The 19,667-nt window shown below is 68.8% G+C and carries 15 protein-coding genes; 8 read left to right on the top strand and 7 right to left on the bottom strand.

Annotated features, from left to right (window positions below; all coding sequences use genetic code 11):
• Positions 1 to 2: 2 nt before the first annotated feature.
• Positions 3 to 794, bottom strand: coding sequence for an SDR family NAD(P)-dependent oxidoreductase (locus A5727_RS12205; RefSeq protein WP_068249354.1), 792 nt, complete (start codon positions 792 to 794; stop codon positions 3 to 5).
• A 43-nt stretch (positions 795 to 837) separates the two neighbouring features.
• Here A5727_RS12205 and A5727_RS12200 point away from each other — a divergent pair, with 43 nt between their 5' ends.
• Positions 838 to 1,641, top strand: coding sequence for an SDR family NAD(P)-dependent oxidoreductase (locus A5727_RS12200; RefSeq protein WP_068249352.1), 804 nt, complete (start codon positions 838 to 840; stop codon positions 1,639 to 1,641).
• 3 nt (positions 1,642 to 1,644) lie between these two features.
• On the opposite strand, the gene poxB is transcribed toward A5727_RS12200, so the two are convergent.
• The 4 genes from poxB to A5727_RS12180 form a co-directional block, all read right to left on the bottom strand.
• Positions 1,645 to 3,378, bottom strand: a complete 1,734-nt coding sequence (gene poxB, locus A5727_RS12195) for a ubiquinone-dependent pyruvate dehydrogenase (protein WP_068249350.1) — start codon at positions 3,376 to 3,378, stop codon at positions 1,645 to 1,647.
• Between the two features lie 9 nt (positions 3,379 to 3,387).
• Complete coding sequence (locus tag A5727_RS12190; protein ID WP_068249422.1) at positions 3,388 to 4,791, bottom strand: FadR/GntR family transcriptional regulator; 1,404 nt, start codon at positions 4,789 to 4,791, stop codon at positions 3,388 to 3,390.
• A gap of 6 nt (positions 4,792 to 4,797) precedes the next feature.
• The gene (locus A5727_RS12185) at positions 4,798 to 6,972 is read right to left on the bottom strand and encodes an acyl-CoA dehydrogenase family protein (RefSeq protein ID WP_068249348.1); all 2,175 of its coding nucleotides are present in this window, start codon (positions 6,970 to 6,972) and stop codon (positions 4,798 to 4,800) included.
• Positions 6,973 to 7,077: 105 nt separating this feature from the next.
• Complete coding sequence (locus A5727_RS12180; protein ID WP_068249346.1) at positions 7,078 to 7,836, bottom strand: SDR family NAD(P)-dependent oxidoreductase; 759 nt, start codon at positions 7,834 to 7,836, stop codon at positions 7,078 to 7,080.
• Between the two features lie 126 nt (positions 7,837 to 7,962).
• Here A5727_RS12180 and A5727_RS12175 point away from each other — a divergent pair, with 126 nt between their 5' ends.
• The 5 genes from A5727_RS12175 (at position 7,963) to A5727_RS12160 (ending at position 14,420) form a co-directional block, all read left to right on the top strand.
• Positions 7,963 to 9,474 (top strand): molybdopterin-dependent oxidoreductase, encoded by a 1,512-nt coding sequence (locus A5727_RS12175; RefSeq protein WP_068249344.1) that lies wholly within the window; start codon positions 7,963 to 7,965, stop codon positions 9,472 to 9,474.
• 8 nt (positions 9,475 to 9,482) lie between these two features.
• Positions 9,483 to 11,018, top strand: a complete 1,536-nt coding sequence (locus tag A5727_RS12170) for an ATP-dependent DNA ligase (RefSeq protein WP_068249342.1) — start codon at positions 9,483 to 9,485, stop codon at positions 11,016 to 11,018.
• A gap of 82 nt (positions 11,019 to 11,100) precedes the next feature.
• Positions 11,101 to 13,392 (top strand): carbon starvation CstA family protein, encoded by a 2,292-nt coding sequence (locus A5727_RS12165; RefSeq protein WP_068249340.1) that lies wholly within the window; start codon positions 11,101 to 11,103, stop codon positions 13,390 to 13,392.
• The gene (locus A5727_RS26970; protein ID WP_082949759.1) at positions 13,338 to 13,529 is read left to right on the top strand and encodes a YbdD/YjiX family protein; all 192 of its coding nucleotides are present in this window, start codon (positions 13,338 to 13,340) and stop codon (positions 13,527 to 13,529) included. Before A5727_RS12165 ends, A5727_RS26970 begins: the two co-directional genes overlap by 55 nt.
• Positions 13,530 to 13,535: 6 nt before the next feature.
• Positions 13,536 to 14,420 (top strand): hypothetical protein, encoded by an 885-nt coding sequence (locus A5727_RS12160; protein WP_068249338.1) that lies wholly within the window; start codon positions 13,536 to 13,538, stop codon positions 14,418 to 14,420.
• A gap of 99 nt (positions 14,421 to 14,519) precedes the next feature.
• Here A5727_RS12160 and A5727_RS12155 read toward each other — a convergent pair whose 3' ends face one another.
• Positions 14,520 to 15,731: an MFS transporter gene (locus A5727_RS12155; protein ID WP_068249336.1), complete on the bottom strand. Its 1,212-nt coding sequence runs from the start codon at positions 15,729 to 15,731 to the stop codon at positions 14,520 to 14,522.
• A 177-nt stretch (positions 15,732 to 15,908) separates the two neighbouring features.
• Between A5727_RS12155 and A5727_RS12150 the strand changes: the two genes are divergently transcribed.
• On the top strand, positions 15,909 to 17,090 hold the full coding sequence (locus A5727_RS12150; RefSeq protein WP_068249421.1) for an ROK family protein: 1,182 nt from the start codon (positions 15,909 to 15,911) through the stop codon (positions 17,088 to 17,090).
• Here the strand turns inward: A5727_RS12150 and lhgD are convergent.
• Positions 17,080 to 18,273 carry an L-2-hydroxyglutarate dehydrogenase gene (gene lhgD, locus A5727_RS12145; protein WP_068249333.1) on the bottom strand — a complete coding sequence of 398 codons (1,194 nt, stop codon included), beginning with the start codon at positions 18,271 to 18,273 and terminating at the stop codon, positions 17,080 to 17,082. The genes A5727_RS12150 and lhgD overlap by 11 nt on opposite strands.
• A gap of 161 nt (positions 18,274 to 18,434) precedes the next feature.
• Here lhgD and A5727_RS12140 point away from each other — a divergent pair, with 161 nt between their 5' ends.
• Complete coding sequence (locus A5727_RS12140; RefSeq protein ID WP_068249332.1) at positions 18,435 to 19,667, top strand: acyl-CoA dehydrogenase family protein; 1,233 nt, start codon at positions 18,435 to 18,437, stop codon at positions 19,665 to 19,667.

The raw sequence follows: 19,667 nt of genomic DNA, 5'->3' as shown, positions 1-19,667 counted from the left end.
CCTCACTGCCTGCCCAGCAGCTGCTGGATCCGGCGATGCGCCCCGAGCACGATGCCGGCCCGGTCCGGTCCGCTGCCCTGATGCACGGCATCGGCGTTCCCGCCCGCGATGAACACCGGACCGGCGGCGAGATTCGCCAGGCCTTCGCGCGCCACGTCGGCGGGCTCGGACACCGTCAGCCCGGGCACATCGAAGTTCAACCCCACGCGGGCCATGGCGGGCGTGCGGGTCACGCCCAGCACCAGCTCCAGGACGTCGATCCCGTGCTCACGAAGTTCCAGCCAGAGACTCTCGGCGAACAGCCGACCGAACGCCTTGACACCGGCGTACACCGAATGCCGCATCGATCCGTGCGTGCCGACCATCGATCCGACGAGCAGCACGCCGCCCCGGCCGCGCGGGCGCATCAGGCGCGCGTAGTGCTGCACCAGCTCCAGCATTCGGGTCATGTTGAGGTCGATGACGCGGCCGAAGTCGGCGAGCTCGCCGTCCAGGAACGGTTCACTGCAGGTGTTGGCGCCGGCGTTGTAGATCAACAGCCCGACCTCGAGGTCATCGGTGGTGGCCGTGATCTGCGAGACCGCATCCGGATCCAGCAGGTCCACAGACACCGTGCGCACGTCGGCGCCGAGGCTGCGGCAGCGGTCGGCGGTCTCCTCCAGCGGGCCGGGTTTGCGGGCGATCAGCACGAGGTTGAAGCCGTCGGCCGCCAGTTGCGCCGCGAACTCCGCGCCCACGCCTTCTGAGCCCCCGGCGATCACTGCCCACGGCCCGTACTTCGCGAGGTCGGTCACAGCTCGCACACTAGCTGGGAAGGTGACGCCGTAATCTCGCGGTATGACGCACGAGACGCCCGTGGCCGTGGTGACCGGCGCCACCCGAGGAGCCGGTCGGGGCATCGCCACGGCGCTGGCCGCGCGAGGGTGGCGGGTCTATGGGACCGGACGCAGCGGGGACACGCCCGATGGCGTCGTTCCTGTGCGGGTGGACCATCGGGACGACGCGGCGGTGGCCACCCTCTTCGACCGCGTGAGCCGGGACGAGGGTCGGCTGGATCTGCTGGTGAACAACGCCGCCGCGGTCGCCGACGAATTGGTGAGCCCGAAACCATTCTGGGAGAAGCCCCTTCGGTTGGCCGATATCTTAGACGTGGGACTTCGATCGTCGTACAGCGCCACATGGCACGCCGCACCGCTTCTCATTCAGCGGGACCGCGGTCTGATCGCGTTCACCTCCTCCCCTGGCGCGGTCTGCTACATGCACGGCCCGGCCTACGGTGCGCAGAAGGCCGGCGTCGACAAGATGGTCGCGGACATGGCCGTCGATTTCCGCGGCACCGGTGTGGCCGCCGTGTCGATCTGGATGGGCATCCTGCTCACCGAGAAGCTGCGGGCCGCCTTCACCGACAACCCGGCCGGGCTGGCGCAGTTCTCCCAGCACGCCGAGACCCCGGAGTTCACCGGCCATGTCCTCGATGCGCTGTACCGCGATCCCGATCTTGCGACGCTGAGCGGTCACGCCCTGATCGGGGCCGAACTCGCACTGCGGTACGGGATCACCGACGAGGACGGCAGGCAGCCACCGTCGCCTCGGGACATGTTGGGAGCACCGCGCGAGCCCAGCACCGTCGTGGTGCGCTGAGGCTCAGTCCAGAATCCGGCGCGCCACGTTCGTGCTGACCAGGTCCAGCAGTTCGTCGGCGCGTCCGGCCAGGATCGTGCGGATCGCGTACAGCGAGAAGCCCTTGGCCTGTTCTGCGGTGATGGTCGGCGGAATGGACAGCTCCTGACGTGCCGTGACGACGTCGATGAGGGCGGGACCGTCGTGGGCGAACGCGGCCGCCAGCGCGCCGTCGAGGTCACCGGGCTTCTCCACGCGTCGACCGAAGATGCCCAGGGACTGGGCCACCGCGGCGAAGTCCGGGTTGGTCAGCTCGGTGCCGAAGTTCACGATGCCCGCGGCCTTCATCTCCAGTTCGACGAAGTTCAGCGACGAGTTGTTGAACACCACCACCTTCACGGGCAACCGGTTCTGCACCAGCGTGATGAGCTCACCGAAGAGCATCGTCAAACCGCCGTCACCCGCCAACGCGACCACCTGCCGCCCGCGGTCGACGGTCTGGGCGCCCAGCGCCAACGGCAGCGCACATGCCATGGTGCCGTGATTGAACGATCCGAGCAGCCGTCGACGGCCGTTCATCCCCAGATATCTGGCCGCCCACACCACCGGCGAGCCGACATCGACGGTGAACACCGCGTCTTCGGAGGCCAATGAGCTGACTTGGGCGGCAACGTATTCGGGCCTGATCGGGGCGCGGTCGCGATCGTTGACCGCCAGATCGTCGAGACGCCTGCGAGTCCGGCGATAGTGGTCGAGGCAGCGGTTCAGGTGGGTGCTGTCGCGGTGCGGGGTCAGCAGCGGCGCCAACGCCTCCAGGGTGTCGGCCACCGAGCCGACCAGGGGGACGTCAACGGGCGTGCGCCGCCCCAGGTTTCGCCCGCGGATGTCGACCTGGATCACCGTGGCGTGCTCGGGATAGAACTGCGGGTAGGGAAAGTCGGTGCCCAGCATCAGCAGGACATCGGCCTCCTTCATCGCCTTGTATCCCGAGGCGAAGCCCAGCAGTCCCGTCATGCCGACGTCGTAGGGGTTGTCGTATTCGATGAACTCCTTGCCCCGCAGTGCGTGCACGATCGGTGCCTGCAGCGTCCCCGCCAGCGCCAGCAGTTGGTCGTGCGCGCCGGCCACCCCGGCGCCGCCGAGGATCGTGATCCGCTCGGCGTCGTTGAGGATTCTCGCCGCGTTGGACAGCGACTGCTCGTCCGGTCGCACGACGGATCGGGCCGGCAGCACCGGATGCGGTGACCACTGCCCGGGCGCCTTGGCCAGCAGCACCTCCCCCGGCACGACGACGACGGCGACGCCGTTCTCCTCGACCGCGGTGCGCATGGCCATCTCCAGGATGCGCGGCGCCATCTCGGGGGTGCTGATCAGTTCGCAGTACACACTGCATTCGCGAAACAGGTCCTGCGGGTGGGTCTCCTGGAAATACTGCGAGCCGATCTCGGCGCGTGGGATGTGCGCGGCGATCGCCAGCACCGGCACCCTGCTGCGCTGCGCGTCGAACAGGCCGTTGATCAGGTGCAGATTGCCCGGGCCGCAGCTGCCCGCGCAGACCGCGAGCCGGCCCGTGAGCGCGGCGTCGGCCGCGGCCGCGAACGCCGCGGCCTCCTCATGCCGGACGTGCTCCCAGGTGAACCCGTCGGCGCGCCGGATGGCGTCGGTGAATCCGTTGAGGCTGTCACCCGGCAGTCCGTAGACCCGGTGCACACCGCTCAGCTGCAGCGCGGAGATGACGTGATCGGCGACAGTGGGCATCGCCCCACACTAGGCGTGCATCCACCAGGACGACAGCGCTTCGAGGTGACGCCGGGACCGGTGTTGGGCCAGGCTGGTGTCCCCGCTGCGGATCGCCTCGATGATGCGGACGTGCGCGTGGTGCATGTCCGCCACGTCGGCGGGGGCCGGAACGGGTTGCTGCGTCGGAGTCCAATGCCTGCGGACCAGTTCGACCAGGATGCCCAGGAACATGTTGAGGACGCGGTTGCCGGCCAGGTCGGCGATGCCGTTGTGGAAGCACAGTTCGGCCTGCCCCACGCTCTCGACGTCCGATGGGGGCGCCTCGGCCGTACCGTGTTCGGCCAGGAAGGCCGCCACGGCCGGGTCGGCGCGCCGCTGCACCACGGTGACGACGTTGTCCACCTCGATCGCCTCCCGCACCTGGCGCACGTCGGCGGCCGTGGGACGGCGGTACTCCAGGTAGAGCGCGATGGTGTCCAGCGCTGCTCCGGGTTGCGGCTCCGTCACGATCAGACCGCCCCCGGGGCCGCGCCGCATCCGCGCGACCGTGTGGTATTCGAGCAGCCGAACCGCTTCCCGCAGAACAGATCTCGACACCGCATAACGGTCAAGCAGGTCGGTCTCGGCGCCGAACACCGAACCGGTCCGCCACCCGCCCGCGGCGATGTCACGGCGGATCTGGGCCGCCAGCACCTCCGCCCGTTTTCCCGGCTCGGTGGTCACCGGGGCGGTTCGGCGGGTTCCGGAACGGTAGTGCTGACGCAGCCAGTCGGTCACCATGCGGACATGCTCGCCGGTGAGCGTCTTGGCCCGCGCACTGTCACCGGCGGTGATGGCCTCCACGATCCCGGCGTGGTCGGCCGACAGCCGCCGCACGGTGTCGGAGACCTCGGTCTCCGACGGCAGTCGGGTGTCGAGGGCGTAGCGCGCTGTGAGCCGCGTCAGGATGTCGACGAACAGCGCCAGCACCGAGTTTCCGGTGAGTTCGGCGAGCGCAACGTGGAACTCGTCATGGCGGCGCGGTGACCCCGACGCCGCGAGACTGGTTCGCAGTCGATCGATTCCGGCCTCGTCGATGCGTTCGGCCGCCAGTCCGGAGGCCAGCGGTTCCAGCAGCAGGCGCGCCGCCAGGAGTTCGTCGATCGTCACCCCGGCGTACTCGAGGTAGATCACCATCGCGCGGGTCGCGGGCGCGGCGTCGGGTTCGGTGATCACCAGACCACCGTTGGGGCCCTTGCGCATCCGGGCAACCTGATGGTGTTCGACCAGTCGGACGGCCTCCCGCAGCACCGATCGACTGGCCGAGTACTGCACCTGCAGTGCCGCCTCGGATCCGAGGGACTCACCGATCGGCCATCCGCGCCGGATGATCTCGGTTTCGATGAGCGCGGCGATCTGCGCGGCCCTCGGACCCGGTGACTCGGCGGCCACCACCGCCTACTTGATCAGGGGATCCCGCGGCATGCCCAGGATCCGCTCGGCGATCTGGTTGCGCGTGACCTCCGAGGTGCCGCCGGCGATGGCCATCCCGCGCGCACCCAGCGCCATCAGCGTCGCCATCGCGGCCGGGCCGTCGAACAGTGCCGCGTCGGCGCCGTACAGCGAAACCGCGATCGCCGCATGTTCGTTCATGCCCTCGGCGATCTTGAGCTTGGTGATGTTGCCCTCGGGGCCTGGCCCGGCGCCCTCGATGCTGCGCACCGCCCGGCGCAGGTTCAGCAGGCGCACGGCGTGCTCATCGGCGATGTGGGTGCCGATCCGAACCTTGACCCCCGCCACGCGATCCGGGTGGGCGTTCGCCAGCGGGATCAGCGTGTCGGCGGCGATACCGCTGACTCCGGAACCGCCACCGATGCTGACGCGCTCGTTGCCGAGCGTCGCGCGTGCGACGGTCCATCCGGTGTTGGGTTCGCCGACCACGTCCTCGTCGGGTACGAAGACGTCGTTGAAGAAGACCTCGTTGAATTCTGACCCGCCCGAGATCATGCGCAGCGGCCGGACCTCGACTCCGGGCGCCTTCATGTCGATGATCACGGTGGTGATGCCGGCGTGCTTGGGCACGTCGAAATCGGTGCGCACGGTGGCCAGACCGCGGCGGCAGTAGTGCGCACCGCTGGTCCACACCTTCTGGCCGTTGATCTTCCAGCCGCCCTCGACCCGGGTGGCCCGGGTCTTGATGCCCGCGGCGTCCGAACCGGCGTCAGGCTCGGAGAACAGCTGGCACCAGATCTCCTCCTTGCGCAGCGCCTTATCGACGAATCGCTCGATCTGCGACGGGGTTCCGTGCTGGATCAGCGTCAGGATGACCCACCCGGTGATCGAGTAGTCCGGGCGCTTGACGCCGGCCTTACGGAACTCCTGGTCGATGACCAACTGCTCGACGGCGTTGGCGGCCCGCCCGAACGGCTTGGGCCAGTGCGGCATGACATAGCCGGTGGTGATCAGCTTGTCGAGTTGGCCCTGCTCGTCGCTGATTCCGGCGATCTCTTCGACGTCGGCGCGAACCGACACCCGCAGCGTCTCGGCCTCCGGCGGCAGGTCCAGGCTGTTGGCGCGCTTGACGCCGGCCTCCGTGCGGTCGAAGACGTCCACAGCGGGCGCGTCCCCGCCCAGCACCGCGCGCACCGACAGGGCCCGGCGCAGGTGCAGATGTGCGTCGTGCTCCCAGGTGAAGCCGATGCCGCCGTGCACCTGGATGTTCAGTTCGGAGTTGCGCACGTAGGCCGGGAACGCCAGTGCCGCGGCCGAGGCGGCCATGAGCTGGAACTGCTCTTCGGCGTTGTCGGCGTCTTCGGCCGCGGCCCGCGCCGCATCCCAGACCAGTGCGATGGCCGACTCGGCGGCGACCGCCATGTTGGCGCAATGATGTTTGACCGCCTGGAAAGTCGCGATCGTGCGGCCGAACTGTTCGCGGACCTTGGCGTACTCGACCGCGGAGTCGACGCAGTCGGAGGCACCACCCGCGGCCTCAGCGGCGAACAGCGCACGGGCGCGGGCCAGCGCTCCGTCGCGTGCACCGGCGAGGACGTCGTCCGCCGAGACGTCGGTCAGCACCACGCGCCCGGATCGCCGGGTGGGGTCCAGATTGGCGGGCACCTCGACCGTGACGCCGTCGGCGGTGCGGTCGATCACCACGACGTCGTCGCCGGCGGCGAGCAGGAGCACATCGGCCAGACCCGCACCCAGCACGACTCCGGCGTCGCCCGAGACCCTGCCGCCGGTGACGGTCAGCTCACCGCCGAATCCGACGGCCGCGATCCGGCTTCCGTCGATGAGCCCCGGCAGCAGCTTGGCCTGCTGTTCGGCGCTGCCGAAGGCGGCGATGGTCGCCGAGGCCACCACGGTCGGCACGAATGGGCCCGGCGCGACCGCACGGCCCAGTTCCTCGACCACGACCACGAGTTCGGGCAGTCCGTAGCCGGAACCGCCGTGCTCCTCGGGGACCGCCAGGCCCAGCCAGCCCACCCCGGCGAGGTCGTCCCAGAACGCCGGACGGGACTCGTCGGGGGCGTCCAGCAGTTCGCGGGCCGCCGCGCGGGCTTTCTGTGCGGTCAGGAACGACCGCGCCACGTCGGCGAGTTCACGATGATCATCGGTCAGTGCGATACCCATACCCAGCTGTGTCCCTTCGCGTGCTGCATCCCGCCCCGGCGCGGGTGACGCCAAAGAGTGTACTTTTCTCGGTCCACTCCGTGGCGCCCACCCGTCGTGGACGTCTTACTTGGGTGCGAACCGCTGCCCGGCGTCCAGGCGCAGGCACTGGCCATTGAGCATCGGGTTCTCGACGATCGCGGTCACGAGCTTGCCGTACTCCTCCGGGCGGCCGAGGCGCTTCGGGAACGCCGCGTCCTTGGTCAGCGCGGTGGCGAACTCGTCCGGGATGCCCTTGGTCAGACCGGTGGCGAACAGGCTCGGCGCGATCGCGAGCACGCGGATGCCCAATGAGCCCAGGTCGCGGGCCATGGTCAGGCACATACCCGCGATGCCCGCCTTGGCCGCGGTGTAGGCGACCTGCCCGATCTGGCCCTCGAACGCCGCGATCGACGCGGTGTTGATGATGACGCCGCGCTCCTCGTCCTCCGGCTCGTTCTTGGCCATGTGCGACGCCGCCAACCGGCTGATGTTGAACGTCGCGATGAGGTTCAGGTCGATGGTCTTGCGGAAGGAGTCGAGGCTGTGCACACCCGACTTGCCCAGCGTGCGCTCGCCGATGCCGCCGCCCGCGGTGGTGACGATGACGTGCAGCCCGCCGAGGTCGGCCACGGCCGCGGCCAGCGTCTCCTCGGTGCCCTCGAAATCGGTGACGTCGACCGCGTGGAACGTGCCGCCCAGCTCCTGCGCGACCTCCTTGCCGTCGGAACCCTCCCGGTCCAGGATCGCCACGTCGGCGCCCTTGGCCTTGAGCAGCTCCGCCGAGGCCCGGCCCATGCCGGACGCGCCGCCCACGACGATCGCCTTCTTGCCGTTGATCTCCATAGATGTCCTCCTCGCCTGATTTGAGTTACAAATTTAGCGGGTCCTGTCACGTCTGGGGAACCCACCCCGGGGAATTGAGTATCCGGTACTCAGCGAGGGTGCTCGGCGCTCGGTACCTTGGCGGCTATGGAGGCGCCGCGCGGTCAGCGCACGGTCTTCGGGGTGGCTGCGGCGCTCTTGGCGCTCGGTGTCGCCCAACTCGCTGCCGTCCCGTTCGGCCCGGAGGCGGACGCGCGCACCGCCGTCGGGTCGACAGTCATCGACCACACCCCGGGTCCGGTCAAGGAGTGGGCGATCCAGACCTTCGGCACGGCCGACAAGGTGTTCCTGTCCGTCGTGATCGTGGTCGTCATCCTGGTGCTCGCCGCCGTCACCGGCGGGGCCGAGACCCGGCGCAGGCCCGTGGGCAGCATCGCGATCGCGGTGGCGGGTGTCGCCGGCGCCGCCGCGGTGCTCAGCCGGCCGGGAGCCGGGGTGGCCGACGCGATCCCCGCCCTCATCGGTGCGGTCTGCGGCATCGCCGCGTTGCGGCTGCTGCTGCGACAGCGCACTCCCGACACCGAGCGTCGGCGCGTTCTCGCCGCACTCGGCGTCCTGGGCCTCGGCATCGTCGGAGGTGTCGCCGGCGTCGCGTGGTCCCGGCGACTGCACTCCGTCGACGCGGACCGTGACGCCTTCACCGCCCCCACCCCCGGTGTCCGGGCACCACCCATCCCCGAGGACGTCCAACCACGCGGTGTCACGCTGCCCAGCTTCGTCACGAGCAGTGCCGACTTCTACCGCATCGACACCGCGCTCGCGGTGCCGCAGTTGCCCCGAGACCAGTGGCGCCTGCGCATCCATGGCCTGGTCGATCGCGAAATCACCTTTGCCTTCGAGGATCTGGCGGACTTCGAACTGATCGAGAAGGTCGTCACGCTGACGTGTGTGTCGAATCCGATCGGTGGCGATCTGATCTCCAACGCGGTCTGGACCGGCTACCGGGTCCGCGATCTGCTGGCGCGGGCGGGCGTGCGCCCCGAAGCCGACATGGTGCTGTCGACCTCGATCGACGGTTTCACCGCCGGGTCTCCCGTCGACGCCCTCACCGATCGTCGGGACGCGCTGCTGGCCATCACCATGAACGGCCAGCCCCTGCCGCCTGAGCACGGATACCCGGCCCGCCTCGTGGTGCCCGGACTCTACGGCTATGTGTCGGCCACGAAATGGGTGGTCGACCTCGAACTCACCAGATTCGACCGCGCGCAGGCGTACTGGACGAAGTTGGGCTGGTCCCCGCGCGGACCCATCAAGACCTCCTCACGCATCGACGTCCCGCGCAGCGGTCAGGTCGTGCCGGTGGGCCCGGTGACCTTCGGCGGGGTGGCGTGGGCGCAGAACCGCGGCGTGCGCGCCGTGGAGGTGCGGATCGACACCCCCAGTGCCACGGGGATCTGGCAACCGGCCGAACTCGGCGCGAGCTACTCGGGTGACACGTGGCGGCTCTGGAGTCTCCCGTGGCGGGCCGAGTCCCCGGGCGTCCACACCATCACGGTCCGGGCCCGCGACAACACGGGCCAGCTGCAGACCGAGGAGTACGCGCTGCCGGTGCCCGACGGGGCGACGGGCTGGCATGCCGTGTCGTTCTCGGTCCGATAATCGATGTCATGCTGCTCCACGACGTCACCGCGGCCTCACGCGAGGTGGGCGCGACCTCGTCGCGGCTGGCCAAGGCCCGGCACATCGCCGACCTGCTGACCCGCGCGGCCGCCGAGGGCTCGGCCCAGCAGGTCGCGGTGATCGTCGCGTGGCTGTCCGGGGACCTGCCCCAACGCCAGATCGGCGTCGGCTGGGCCGCGCTGCGTTCCCTTCCGCCCGCCGCCGCCACCCCCACCTTGACCGTCGCCGAGGTCGACTCCGCGTTCACCGCGATCGGCGCGGTCGCCGGTGCGGGGTCGCAGGCCCGCCGATCGACTCTGCTCACCGGGCTGTTCAGCGCCGCAACCGGCGACGAACAGGCCTTCCTGCGTGCGCTTCTCGGCGGCGAGCTGCGCCAAGGCGCGCTTCGAGGACTGATGGCCGACGCCGTCGCGAAGGCCGCGAACCTGCCCGCAGCGCAGGTCCGCCGCGCCGCGATGCTGGGCGGGGAACTGCCCTCGGTCGCCGCCGCGGCGCTCACCGGGGGTCCGGCCGCACTCGCGGAGTTCACCCTGAAAGTCGGCCGTCCCGTCGGCCCGATGTTGGCGCAGACCGCCTCCGGGGTCGCCGAGGCGTTGGAGAAGCTCGGTGGCACAGGCATTTTCGAGGCCAAGCTGGACGGCGCCCGCGTCCAGGTCCATCGCAACGACGCCGAGGTCACGGTGTACACCCGCAGCCTCGACGACGTCACAGCCCGGCTGCCGGAGGTGGTCGATGCCGCGAGGGCCCTCCCGGTGCGCAGTTTCATCGCCGACGGCGAGGCGATCGCGCTGCAACCGGACGGGCGGCCGCACCGATTCCAGGTCACGGCCTCACGATTCGGACGCCGCGGCGGCGGCGACACACCCGACACACCCCTGTCGGTGTTCTTCTTCGACCTGCTGCACCTCGACGGCACCGATCTGCTCGACGCGCCCGCCGCCGAGCGACTGGCCGCACTCGATGCCGTGGTGCCAGCGCAGCACCGGGTCGACCGTCTGCACACCTCGGATGTGCGGGCCGCGGAGTCGTTTCTGACCGCGACCCTGGACGCCGGGCACGAAGGTGTGATGGCCAAATCCCCGAGCACGGGCTACGAGGCTGGCCGCCGTGGTGCCGGATGGCTCAAGGTCAAACCCGTGCACACCCTCGATCTGGTGGTGCTCGCGGTCGAATGGGGGTCGGGGCGGCGCACCGGGAAGCTGTCGAACATCCATCTGGGCGCGCGAGATCCGGCCACCGGCGGATACCTGATGCTGGGTAAGACCTTCAAGGGCATGACCGACGCGATGCTGGACTGGCAGACGAAGCGGTTCACCGAACTCGCCGACGGGCCGACCGACGGCTATGTGGTGCGGCTTCGACCGGAGCAGGTCGTCGAGATCGCGTTCGACGGCGTGCAGGCCTCCACCCGGTACCCCGCGGGCATGGCACTGCGATTCGCCCGTGTCGTGCGCTACCGGGACGACAAATCCCCCGCTGAGGCGGACACGGTGGACGCGGTGCGCGCGATCTTCGAGCGCTGAGCCGACCCATTTGCTTCGATTCCCCGGTCCGCAGTGCAAGGATCGCAGTCAAGACCACAGACACCGGAGGGATCTGAGACACGTGGCCACATCCGCCGCTTCGCCGGAGCGTCTCGAGGAGACGGTCGGCGACATCACCTACATTCGCACCGACGCGGACCTGCCGCCGGTCGCGATCATCGACCGCTCCCCCATCACCACCAAACACAAGGCAATCTTCGGCACCATCGCCCTGATCGGCGCCATCGCCTGGGCGATCATTGCGTTCTTCCGGGGTGAGACCGTCAACGCCGTGTGGTTCGTGCTCGCCGCGATCTGCACGTACATCATCGGTTTCCGGTTCTACGCCCGGTTGATCGAGATGAAGATCGTCAAGCCCAAGGACGAGAACGCCACGCCCGCCGAGATCTTCGAGAACGGCACCGACTACATGCCGACCGACCGGCGGGTGCTCTACGGGCACCACTTCGCCGCGATCGCGGGCGCCGGTCCCCTCGTCGGACCGGTGCTGGCCACCCAGATGGGCTTCCTGCCGGGCACCATCTGGATCATCATCGGCGCGGTGGTCGCGGGCTGTGTGCAGGACTACCTGGTGCTCGCGATCTCGACCCGCCGGCGCGGACGCTCGCTGGGTCAGATGGCGCGCGACGAACTCGGCGTGGTCGGCGGTGCCGCGGCGATCATCGGCGTGCTGGTCATCATGGTGATCCTGTTGGCCGTGCTGGCGCTGGTGGTGGTCAACGCGCTGGCCGAAAGTCCCTGGGGCGTCTTCTCGATCGCGATGACCATCCCGATCGCCATCTTCATGGGCCTGTATCTGCGGTTCCTCCGGCCGGGCCGGGTCTCCGAAGTGTCGTTGATCGGCGTCGCGCTGCTGCTGCTGGCCGTGGTCTCCGGCGGCTGGGTCGCCGAGACCTCGTGGGGCGCCGACTGGTTCACGCTGTCAAAGGTCACCCTGTCGTGGTGCATCATCATCTACGGTCTGGCGGCGTCGGTGCTGCCGGTGTGGTTCCTGCTCGCACCGCGCGACTACCTGTCGACCTTCATGAAGGTGGGCACCATCGCACTGCTTGCGGTCGGCATCCTGTTGGCCCGGCCCCTCATGGAGGCACCGGCCATCTCGCAGTTCGCCACCCGCGGGGACGGCCCGGTGTTCGCCGGGTCGCTGTTCCCATTCCTGTTCATCACCATCGCCTGCGGCGCACTGTCGGGCTTCCACTCGCTGATCTCCTCGGGCACCACGCCCAAGCTCCTCGAGAAGGAGAGCCAGATGCGGCTGATCGGCTACGGCGGCATGCTGACCGAATCATTCGTCGCGATCATGGCGCTGATCACCGCGTGCATCCTGAACCAGCACCTGTACTTCGTGATGAACGCACCCGCCGCCGCAACCGGCGGTGCCGCGGAGTCGGCCGCCGAGTACGTCAACGGCCTCGGCCTCTCCGGTGCCCCGATCACCGCCGAGGAGATCACCGCGGCCGCCGAAGGGGTCGGCGAGAATTCGATCGTGTCCCGCACGGGCGGTGCGCCGACGCTGGCGTTCGGCATGTCGGAGGTGCTGCACCAGGTGTTCGGCGGTGCGAGCCTCAAGGCGTTCTGGTATCACTTCGCGATCATGTTCGAGGCCCTGTTCATCCTGACGACCGTGGACGCGGGCACCCGCGTCGCGCGGTTCATGCTGTCCGACGGCCTGGGCAACCTGGGCGGCCCGTTGAAGAAGCTGCGCAACCCGAGTTGGCGGGTCGGCGCGTGGGCGTGCAGCGTGATCGTCGTCGCCGCCTGGGGTTCGATCCTGCTGATGGGCGTCACCGATCCACTGGGCGGAATCAACACGCTGTTCCCGCTGTTCGGCATCGCGAACCAACTTCTCGCGGCCATCGCGCTGACCGTGGTCACCGTGGTGGTGATCAAGAAGGGTCACCTCAAGTGGGCCTGGATCCCAGGTGTCCCGCTGCTGTGGGACCTGACGGTGACGATGACCGCATCGTGGCAGAAGATCTTCTCGGCCGACCCCAAAGTCGGTTACTGGAAGCAGCATTCGCAGTACGTCGCGGCCAGGGACGCCGGCCAGACGTCGTTCGGCGCGGCCAAGGATCCGGGGCAGATCGACGCCGTCATCCGCAACACCTTCATCCAGGGCACGCTCTCGATCGTGTTCGCGGTGTTGGTGCTGATCGTCTTCACGGCCGGAGTTGTCATGGCGCTGCGCTCCGTTCGCGGGGTCGGTCGGCCGCTGGCCGAGGACGAACCCGTGCCCTCACGCATCTTCGCCCCGTCCGGCATGATCCCGACGGCCGCAGAGAAGGAGGTGCAGAAACAATGGGACGCGCTGCCCGCCTCAGCCAGCAGATCCGTTGGTACTTCTCCACATTGATGGGTGACAACCACTACCGCCGGTACGTTGAGCACCGGCGGCGGGTGCACCCCGATGAGCCGGTCTGCACCGAACGGGAGTACTGGCGGATGCGCGACGCCGCCGTCGAGGCCAACCCCGGCGCCCGCTGCTGCTGAGTTCTCATGACCGACGTCGATCGCACCACGCGCAGGTACGTCGAACCAGAGACCACGCTGTCGACCTATCGGACCCTGCGGATCAGCCTGGTCGCCGCGGTGGCCGCGCTGACCGCGTCGGTCGTCATCACACGCGTGACCACGGGTGCGCCGCAGGACTCGGTGAGCGCGTATTACTACACCGTCAGTCACGGCATCTTCGTGGCGTCCCTGGGTGCCACCGGACTCGGGCTCATCGTGTACAAGGGCGAGGCCATCACCGAGGACATGCTGCTGAACTTCGCCGGCTTCATGGCGTTCGTCGTCGCCCTTGTCCCGACCGCGCGCCCGGACTGCCGAGATCCCGAGCCGACGGCCTGCGGGTTGTGGCTGCCGCGGAACACCGACACCGACGCGCCGATCCCCAACAACATCTACGCGCTGCTGATCGCGGTCGCAGCAGGTTATGCGCTCTTTGTGATCGTCGATGCGGTGCAGGGGAATTCGCGCGCGACCCGGGTCCGGCGCACGAAACTCGAGGTGACGGTGCGGATCCTCGGCGGCCTGGTGGTGGCCTTCGGAGTGGTGGTCCTCATCGTCAGCCCCCAGACGTTCGCCGACAAGGCCCACGGCTGTGCGGCGATCGCGATGTTCGTGGCGATGACCGGTGTCGTCTGCCACTACGCGTTGTGGGCCGAGACCGACAAGTACACCGCCATCTACACCGCGACGGCGGTGCTGATGGTGATCGGCGTGGGCTGGGCCGTGGTGTGCCTGTTCACCGAGGGGGCGGTGTTCTGGCCCGAGGTCCTGTTGATCGCGTCGTTTGCGACCTTCTGGATCACCCAGACCTTCGACCTGTGGCCTCAGGAGCACAAGTACGCCGACGAGGCCGCTGCGACCTCAGCCTGACTCAGACGGCGGGCTTGCGCTGCACGCGCAGGCCCAGGCCCGCGATCCCCGTGGTCAGTGTCACGCGCATCCGTCCGGGCAGATGCAACTCGATGTGGGTCATGCGTCAACCTCCTTTCGCTGCAACAGCACCGAGCAGGTGAGGATCACCAGGCCCGCTGCCGCCAGCAGTGCTCCCGCTGCCGCGGGAGCGGTGTAGCCGAACCCGGCGGCGATCACCAGCCCGCCGATCCAGGCGCCCGCCGCGTTGGCGATGTTGAGTGCCGAGTGGTTCAGGGCGGCGGCCAGGGTCTGGGCGTCGGCGGCGACGTCCATCAGCCGGGTCTGCAGTGCGGGTGCGATCGCCGCACCGCTGGCACCGATCACGAACAGCACGATCAGAGCGGTGATCGAGTTGTGGGATGCGACAACGAACACCGCCAGCGCGACGCCCAACGCGGCCATCGTCGCGTACAGGCTGCGGATCACCGACCAGTCGGCGAGCCTGCCGCCGAGCACGTTGCCGACGACCATTCCCGCTCCGAACACCATGAGCCCGATGGGAACCCACCCCCGGCCCACGCCCGTGACGTCGGTCAGCGTGGTCGCCACGTAGGTGTAGACGGCGAACATCCCACCGAAGCCGACCATGCCGACGCCCAGCGCCAGCCACACCTGCGGGCGTTTGAGCGCACCGAGTTCGGTCAGCGGACTGCTGGTGTGGGTGGCGCCGACGCTGGGAAGCCACAGCCACAGCGCGACGATCGTCGTGAGGCCGATCCCGACGACGAGGACGAAGGCGCTGCGCCAGCCCAGGTGCTGGCCGAGCCACGATGCCAGCGGTACACCGATCACGGTGGCGACCGTCAGGCCCGTCATGACCTGCGCGACGGCCTTGGCGCGGTTCCCCGGGCCCAGCAGGCGCGCGGCCACAAGTGCGGCGATTCCGAAATACGCCCCGTGCGGCAGACCCGCGACGAACCGCGCGGCCACCAGCGTGCCGTAGGTCGGAGCGACGACAGCTGCCACGTTGCCCAGGACGAACACCGCCATCAGGGCCACCAGCAGCGCCTTGCGGGGAGCCTTGGCGGTCAGCGCGGCGATGACGGGTGCGCCGATCACCACACCGAGCGCGTACGCCGAGATGACATGCCCGGCCGAAGGCTCGCTGACACCCAGACCCGCTGCGATGTCGGGCAGCAGGCCCATGGCGACGAACTCGTTGGTGCCGATGCCGAAACCCCCGAGCGCCAGCGCCAGCACGGCCAACCTCAAGGCCGCGGGCGGCGGCGCCACCAGGGCGGTGGGCACAGCGGCAGTCGTCACGGTCATCCCGCTTCCGGTCTCGTCAGGAGGGCTCCTGCGCCGTTGCAGAACACCTGTTCGTGACCCAGCCTAACGGTTCTTTCAACACATTTCTCGTCTACTTACGTCTTTTTCAGGCATAAGTGATGAGGCTTTCAGGCATTGCTGACATAAAGCATGGATTGTTAAATAGGCCCCATGTCCATGCTCAGGCGCTCGCCGCACCCGCGGTCGGCGTCCCCTGGCGAGCTGTTTGCCCTGATCCGCGACGGCGTCGCCACCACGCGCAGCGAACTGCGGCATGCCACCGGGCTGTCCCGGACCGCTGTGGCCGCTCGCGTCGCGGCACTGTCCGACCGCGGTCTGGTCATCGAGCATGAGGAGGGGCCGTCCACCGGGGGCCGACCGCCCACACTGCTGCGGTTCAACGCCGACGCGGGCGTGGTCGCGGCCGTGGCGATCGGCCGCAGTCGCACCCAATTGGCGATCACCGACCTCGCGGGCCGGGTCAGGGCCCATGCCGAGGTCGACCTGGACGGTGCACCCGGGCCCGACGAGGTGATGCGCGATCTGGTCACGCGCCTGGAGGTGCTGCTGACCGAAACCGGACATGAGGCCGCGGAGGTGCGCGGTGTCGGCGTGAGCCTGCCGGGCACGGTCGATCTGGCCGCGGGCGCAAGCCTGGACTCTCCGGTCATGAGCGGGTGGGACGGCGTCGCGCTGGCCCCGTACTTCTCCGGCCTCACCTCCGCTCCGGTGGTGACCGACAACGATGCCAACGCCATGGCGCTGGCCGAGTGGCGGGGTGGGCACCGCGACGTGGAGGATCTCCTGCTGCTCAAGCTTTCGACCGGGCTGGGCGCGGGCATCATTGCCGGCGGAGTGCTGCAGCGCGGCGCGGTCGGTGCCGCCGGCGAGTTCGGACACAACAAAGTCCCTGCCGCCCAGGGGGTTCTGTGCCGCTGCGGGGACACCGGCTGCCTGGAGGCCATCGCGGGTGGCTGGCAGATGGTGCGCACACTGCAGCACCAGGGCCACGCGGTGCATCACGTGCGCGACGTGGTGCAGCTCGCGCATCGCGGCGAACCGGAGGCACGGCGCCTGCTTCGTGACAGCGGACGACACATCGGTGAAGCGATCGCGGCAGCCGTGAACCTGCTCAATCCCGCGGTGCTGGTCATCGGTGGGGACATGACCGGCGCGTACGACATCCTGGTGGCCGGTTTGCGAGAAACGCTGTACGGCAACGCGACCGCGCTGGCCACGCGCACCCTGCAGGTGGTGCCCGCATCCCTCGGCGACCGCTCGGCCGCGCAGGGATCAGCCGTGTTGGTCCTCGACCGGATCCTGTCGGTCGACGCGGTCGACGCCGCGCTCAGCGACTGACGGCCACCGACGCGAGGTGCGCACCGATCGGCAGTGCGGCGGTCGCGGCCGGCGACGGCGAGTTCAGCACGTGCACCATGCGATTGGTCTTCTCGAGCACGAAGTCGTGCAGCAGTGTGCCGTCCCGCCGGACCGCCTGCGCCCGAATGCCCGCCGGAACGGGCAGCAGGTCCGACTTCTGCAGTGCCGGTGCATATCTGCGGCACTCCCGTAGATAGCTGCTCTTGAACAGCGAGTTGCGGATCTCGCGCAGACCGACCCCGACGTTGCGGCTGGCGACCCGCCAGGTTCCCGGGAAGCGGGCCATCCGGGCGACATCGGCGGCGTCGACCGAGAACTTGGGATAGCGCTGACGGGCCAGGCCCAGCACGGCGTTGGGGCCGACCGTGATGGCACCGTCGATCGTGGGGCTCAGATGCACTCCGAGGAAGGGGAGGTCGGGATCGGGCACCGGATAGATCAACCGCGTGACGAACCCCGCGCGGTGCGACGGCAGCCTGAAGTACTCGCCGCGGAACGGCAGGATCTGGGTGTCGATGTTCAGTCCGGCCATCTGCGCGAGGCGGTCGGACTGAAGTCCCGCGCACGCGATCAGCCGATCGCAGGTCACCGAGCCGTCCTGGGTCGACACCGAAACCCGTTGCGCGGACTCCGCAATCGCCACCACGCGTGCTCCCGTACGCACCACAGCGCCCTGGGCCGCCACCAACGCCGCCAGTTTCCGGGCGATTCGCGGATAGTCCACGATGCCGGTGCGCGGCAGGTGCAGGGCCGCCAGGCCGGTGACGTTGGGCTCCAGTTCAGCCAACTCGTCGGCGCTCACGCGGCGGTATGCAATGCCGTTGATTTCTGCGCGTCGTTCCAGTCCCGCCATCCGGGCCAATTCGGCTGAGGTGGTGGCCACGATGAGCTTGCCGCACTCCTCGAACGGAATGTCGTGCTGCGCGCAGAACTCTTTGGTCGCCTTCTCCCCCGCCTTGCACAGCGTGGCCTTGAGGCTGCCCGGTTCGTAGTAGATGCCGGAGTGGATGACGCCGCTGTTGTGCCCGGTCTGGTGTGACGCGACGTCACGCTCGGCCTCCAGCACCAGGACGGAGGCGTCGGGATCAGCCTCGAGCAGGTGATACGCCGTGGACAGCCCGACGATTCCGCCGCCGATCACGCAGTACCGAAAGTGGCTCACCCGGACATCCTGCTACCGATCCGCACGACACGAACACCATGGCCGCACCATGCGCGCCGCGAAACGACCCCAAACCCGCCCTAGATTTGATCAAATATCGGATCTATCCCTACCATGACAGACAAGCCGTGTACGGTCACACCACCCAACAGAGGACAACCATGGACCTAGAGTGGTCGGAGAAGGACCGCGCCTTCCGCGATGAAGTGCGAGGGTTCCTCGACGAAAAGCTCACCCCCGATCTGCGCGCCGCCGGACGACTGATGACCAGCGTGTACGCCGACCACGAGGCGAGCATGGCGTGGCAGGCGATCCTGCACGAGCGCGGCTGGGCCGCCCCGGCGTGGCCTGTCGAGTACGGCGGCTGCGACTGGACACTGACCCAGCACTACATCTTCAGCCGCGAGTCGACCCTGGCCGGTGCGCCGTCGCTGTCGCCGATGGGCATCCGAATGGTCGCGCACGCGATCATCAAGTTCGGCACCGCGGAGCAGAAGGCGTTCTTCCTGCCTCGGATCCTTACCGGCGAGGTGTTCTTCTGCCAGGGCTACTCCGAGCCGGAGTCCGGCAGTGACCTTGCGTCGCTGCAGATGGCCGCCGTCGATGACGGGGATGATCTGATCCTGACCGGCAGCAAGATCTGGACCACGCACGCAACCGAGGCCAACTGGATGTTCGCCCTGGTGCGCACGTCACGCCTGGAACGCAAACAGCAGGGCATCACCTTCATCCTGTTGGAGATGGACTCGCCCGGCATCGAGGTGCACCCACTCGTCATGACCTCGGGTGAAGAGGTGCAGAACCAGGTGTTCTTCGACAGCGTGCGGGTGCCCAAGGCCAACGTGCTGGGCCGCATCGACGACGGCTGGACCGTCGCGAAGTACCTGCTCGAGTTCGAGCGCGGCGGCGGGGCCACCGCACCGGCTCTTCAGGTGATGGCCGAGGAGATCGCCACTGCCGCAACGCAGCAGACCGGCCCGCACGGCGGCCCGCTGATCGATGACCCCGCGTTCGCGCGCAAACTCGCCGACGTCCGCATCCGCACCGAGGTGCTTGAGATCCTCGAGTTCCGGACGCTGGCGGTCGTCGCAGAGGGCGGCAACCCGGGCACGGCGTCGTCGATGCTCAAGGTGCTCTCCACCGAGTTGAGCCAGTTGATCACCGAACTCGCGTTGGAGACCGCAGGCCCGCGCGGCCGGGTGTACCAGCCGCACGCCACCCGTCCCGGCGGCCCGGTGACCGAATACGAGCCACCCGCCGACGGCTACGTCAGCGGAGAGCCCTGGCAGGCGGTCGCACCGCTGCGCTACTTCAACGACCGCGCCGGCTCGATCTACGCCGGCAGCAACGAGATTCAACGGAACATCCTCGCCAAAGCGGAACTCGGGCTCTAG

Origin of the sequence: Mycobacterium sp. ACS4331 (genome assembly GCF_001667265.1) — a bacterium.
In the GTDB taxonomy this organism is placed as follows: Bacteria; Actinomycetota; Actinomycetes; order Mycobacteriales; family Mycobacteriaceae; genus Mycobacterium.
Note: the sequence above shows the minus strand (reverse complement) of the source record. Positions and strands in the feature narration are given on the sequence as shown.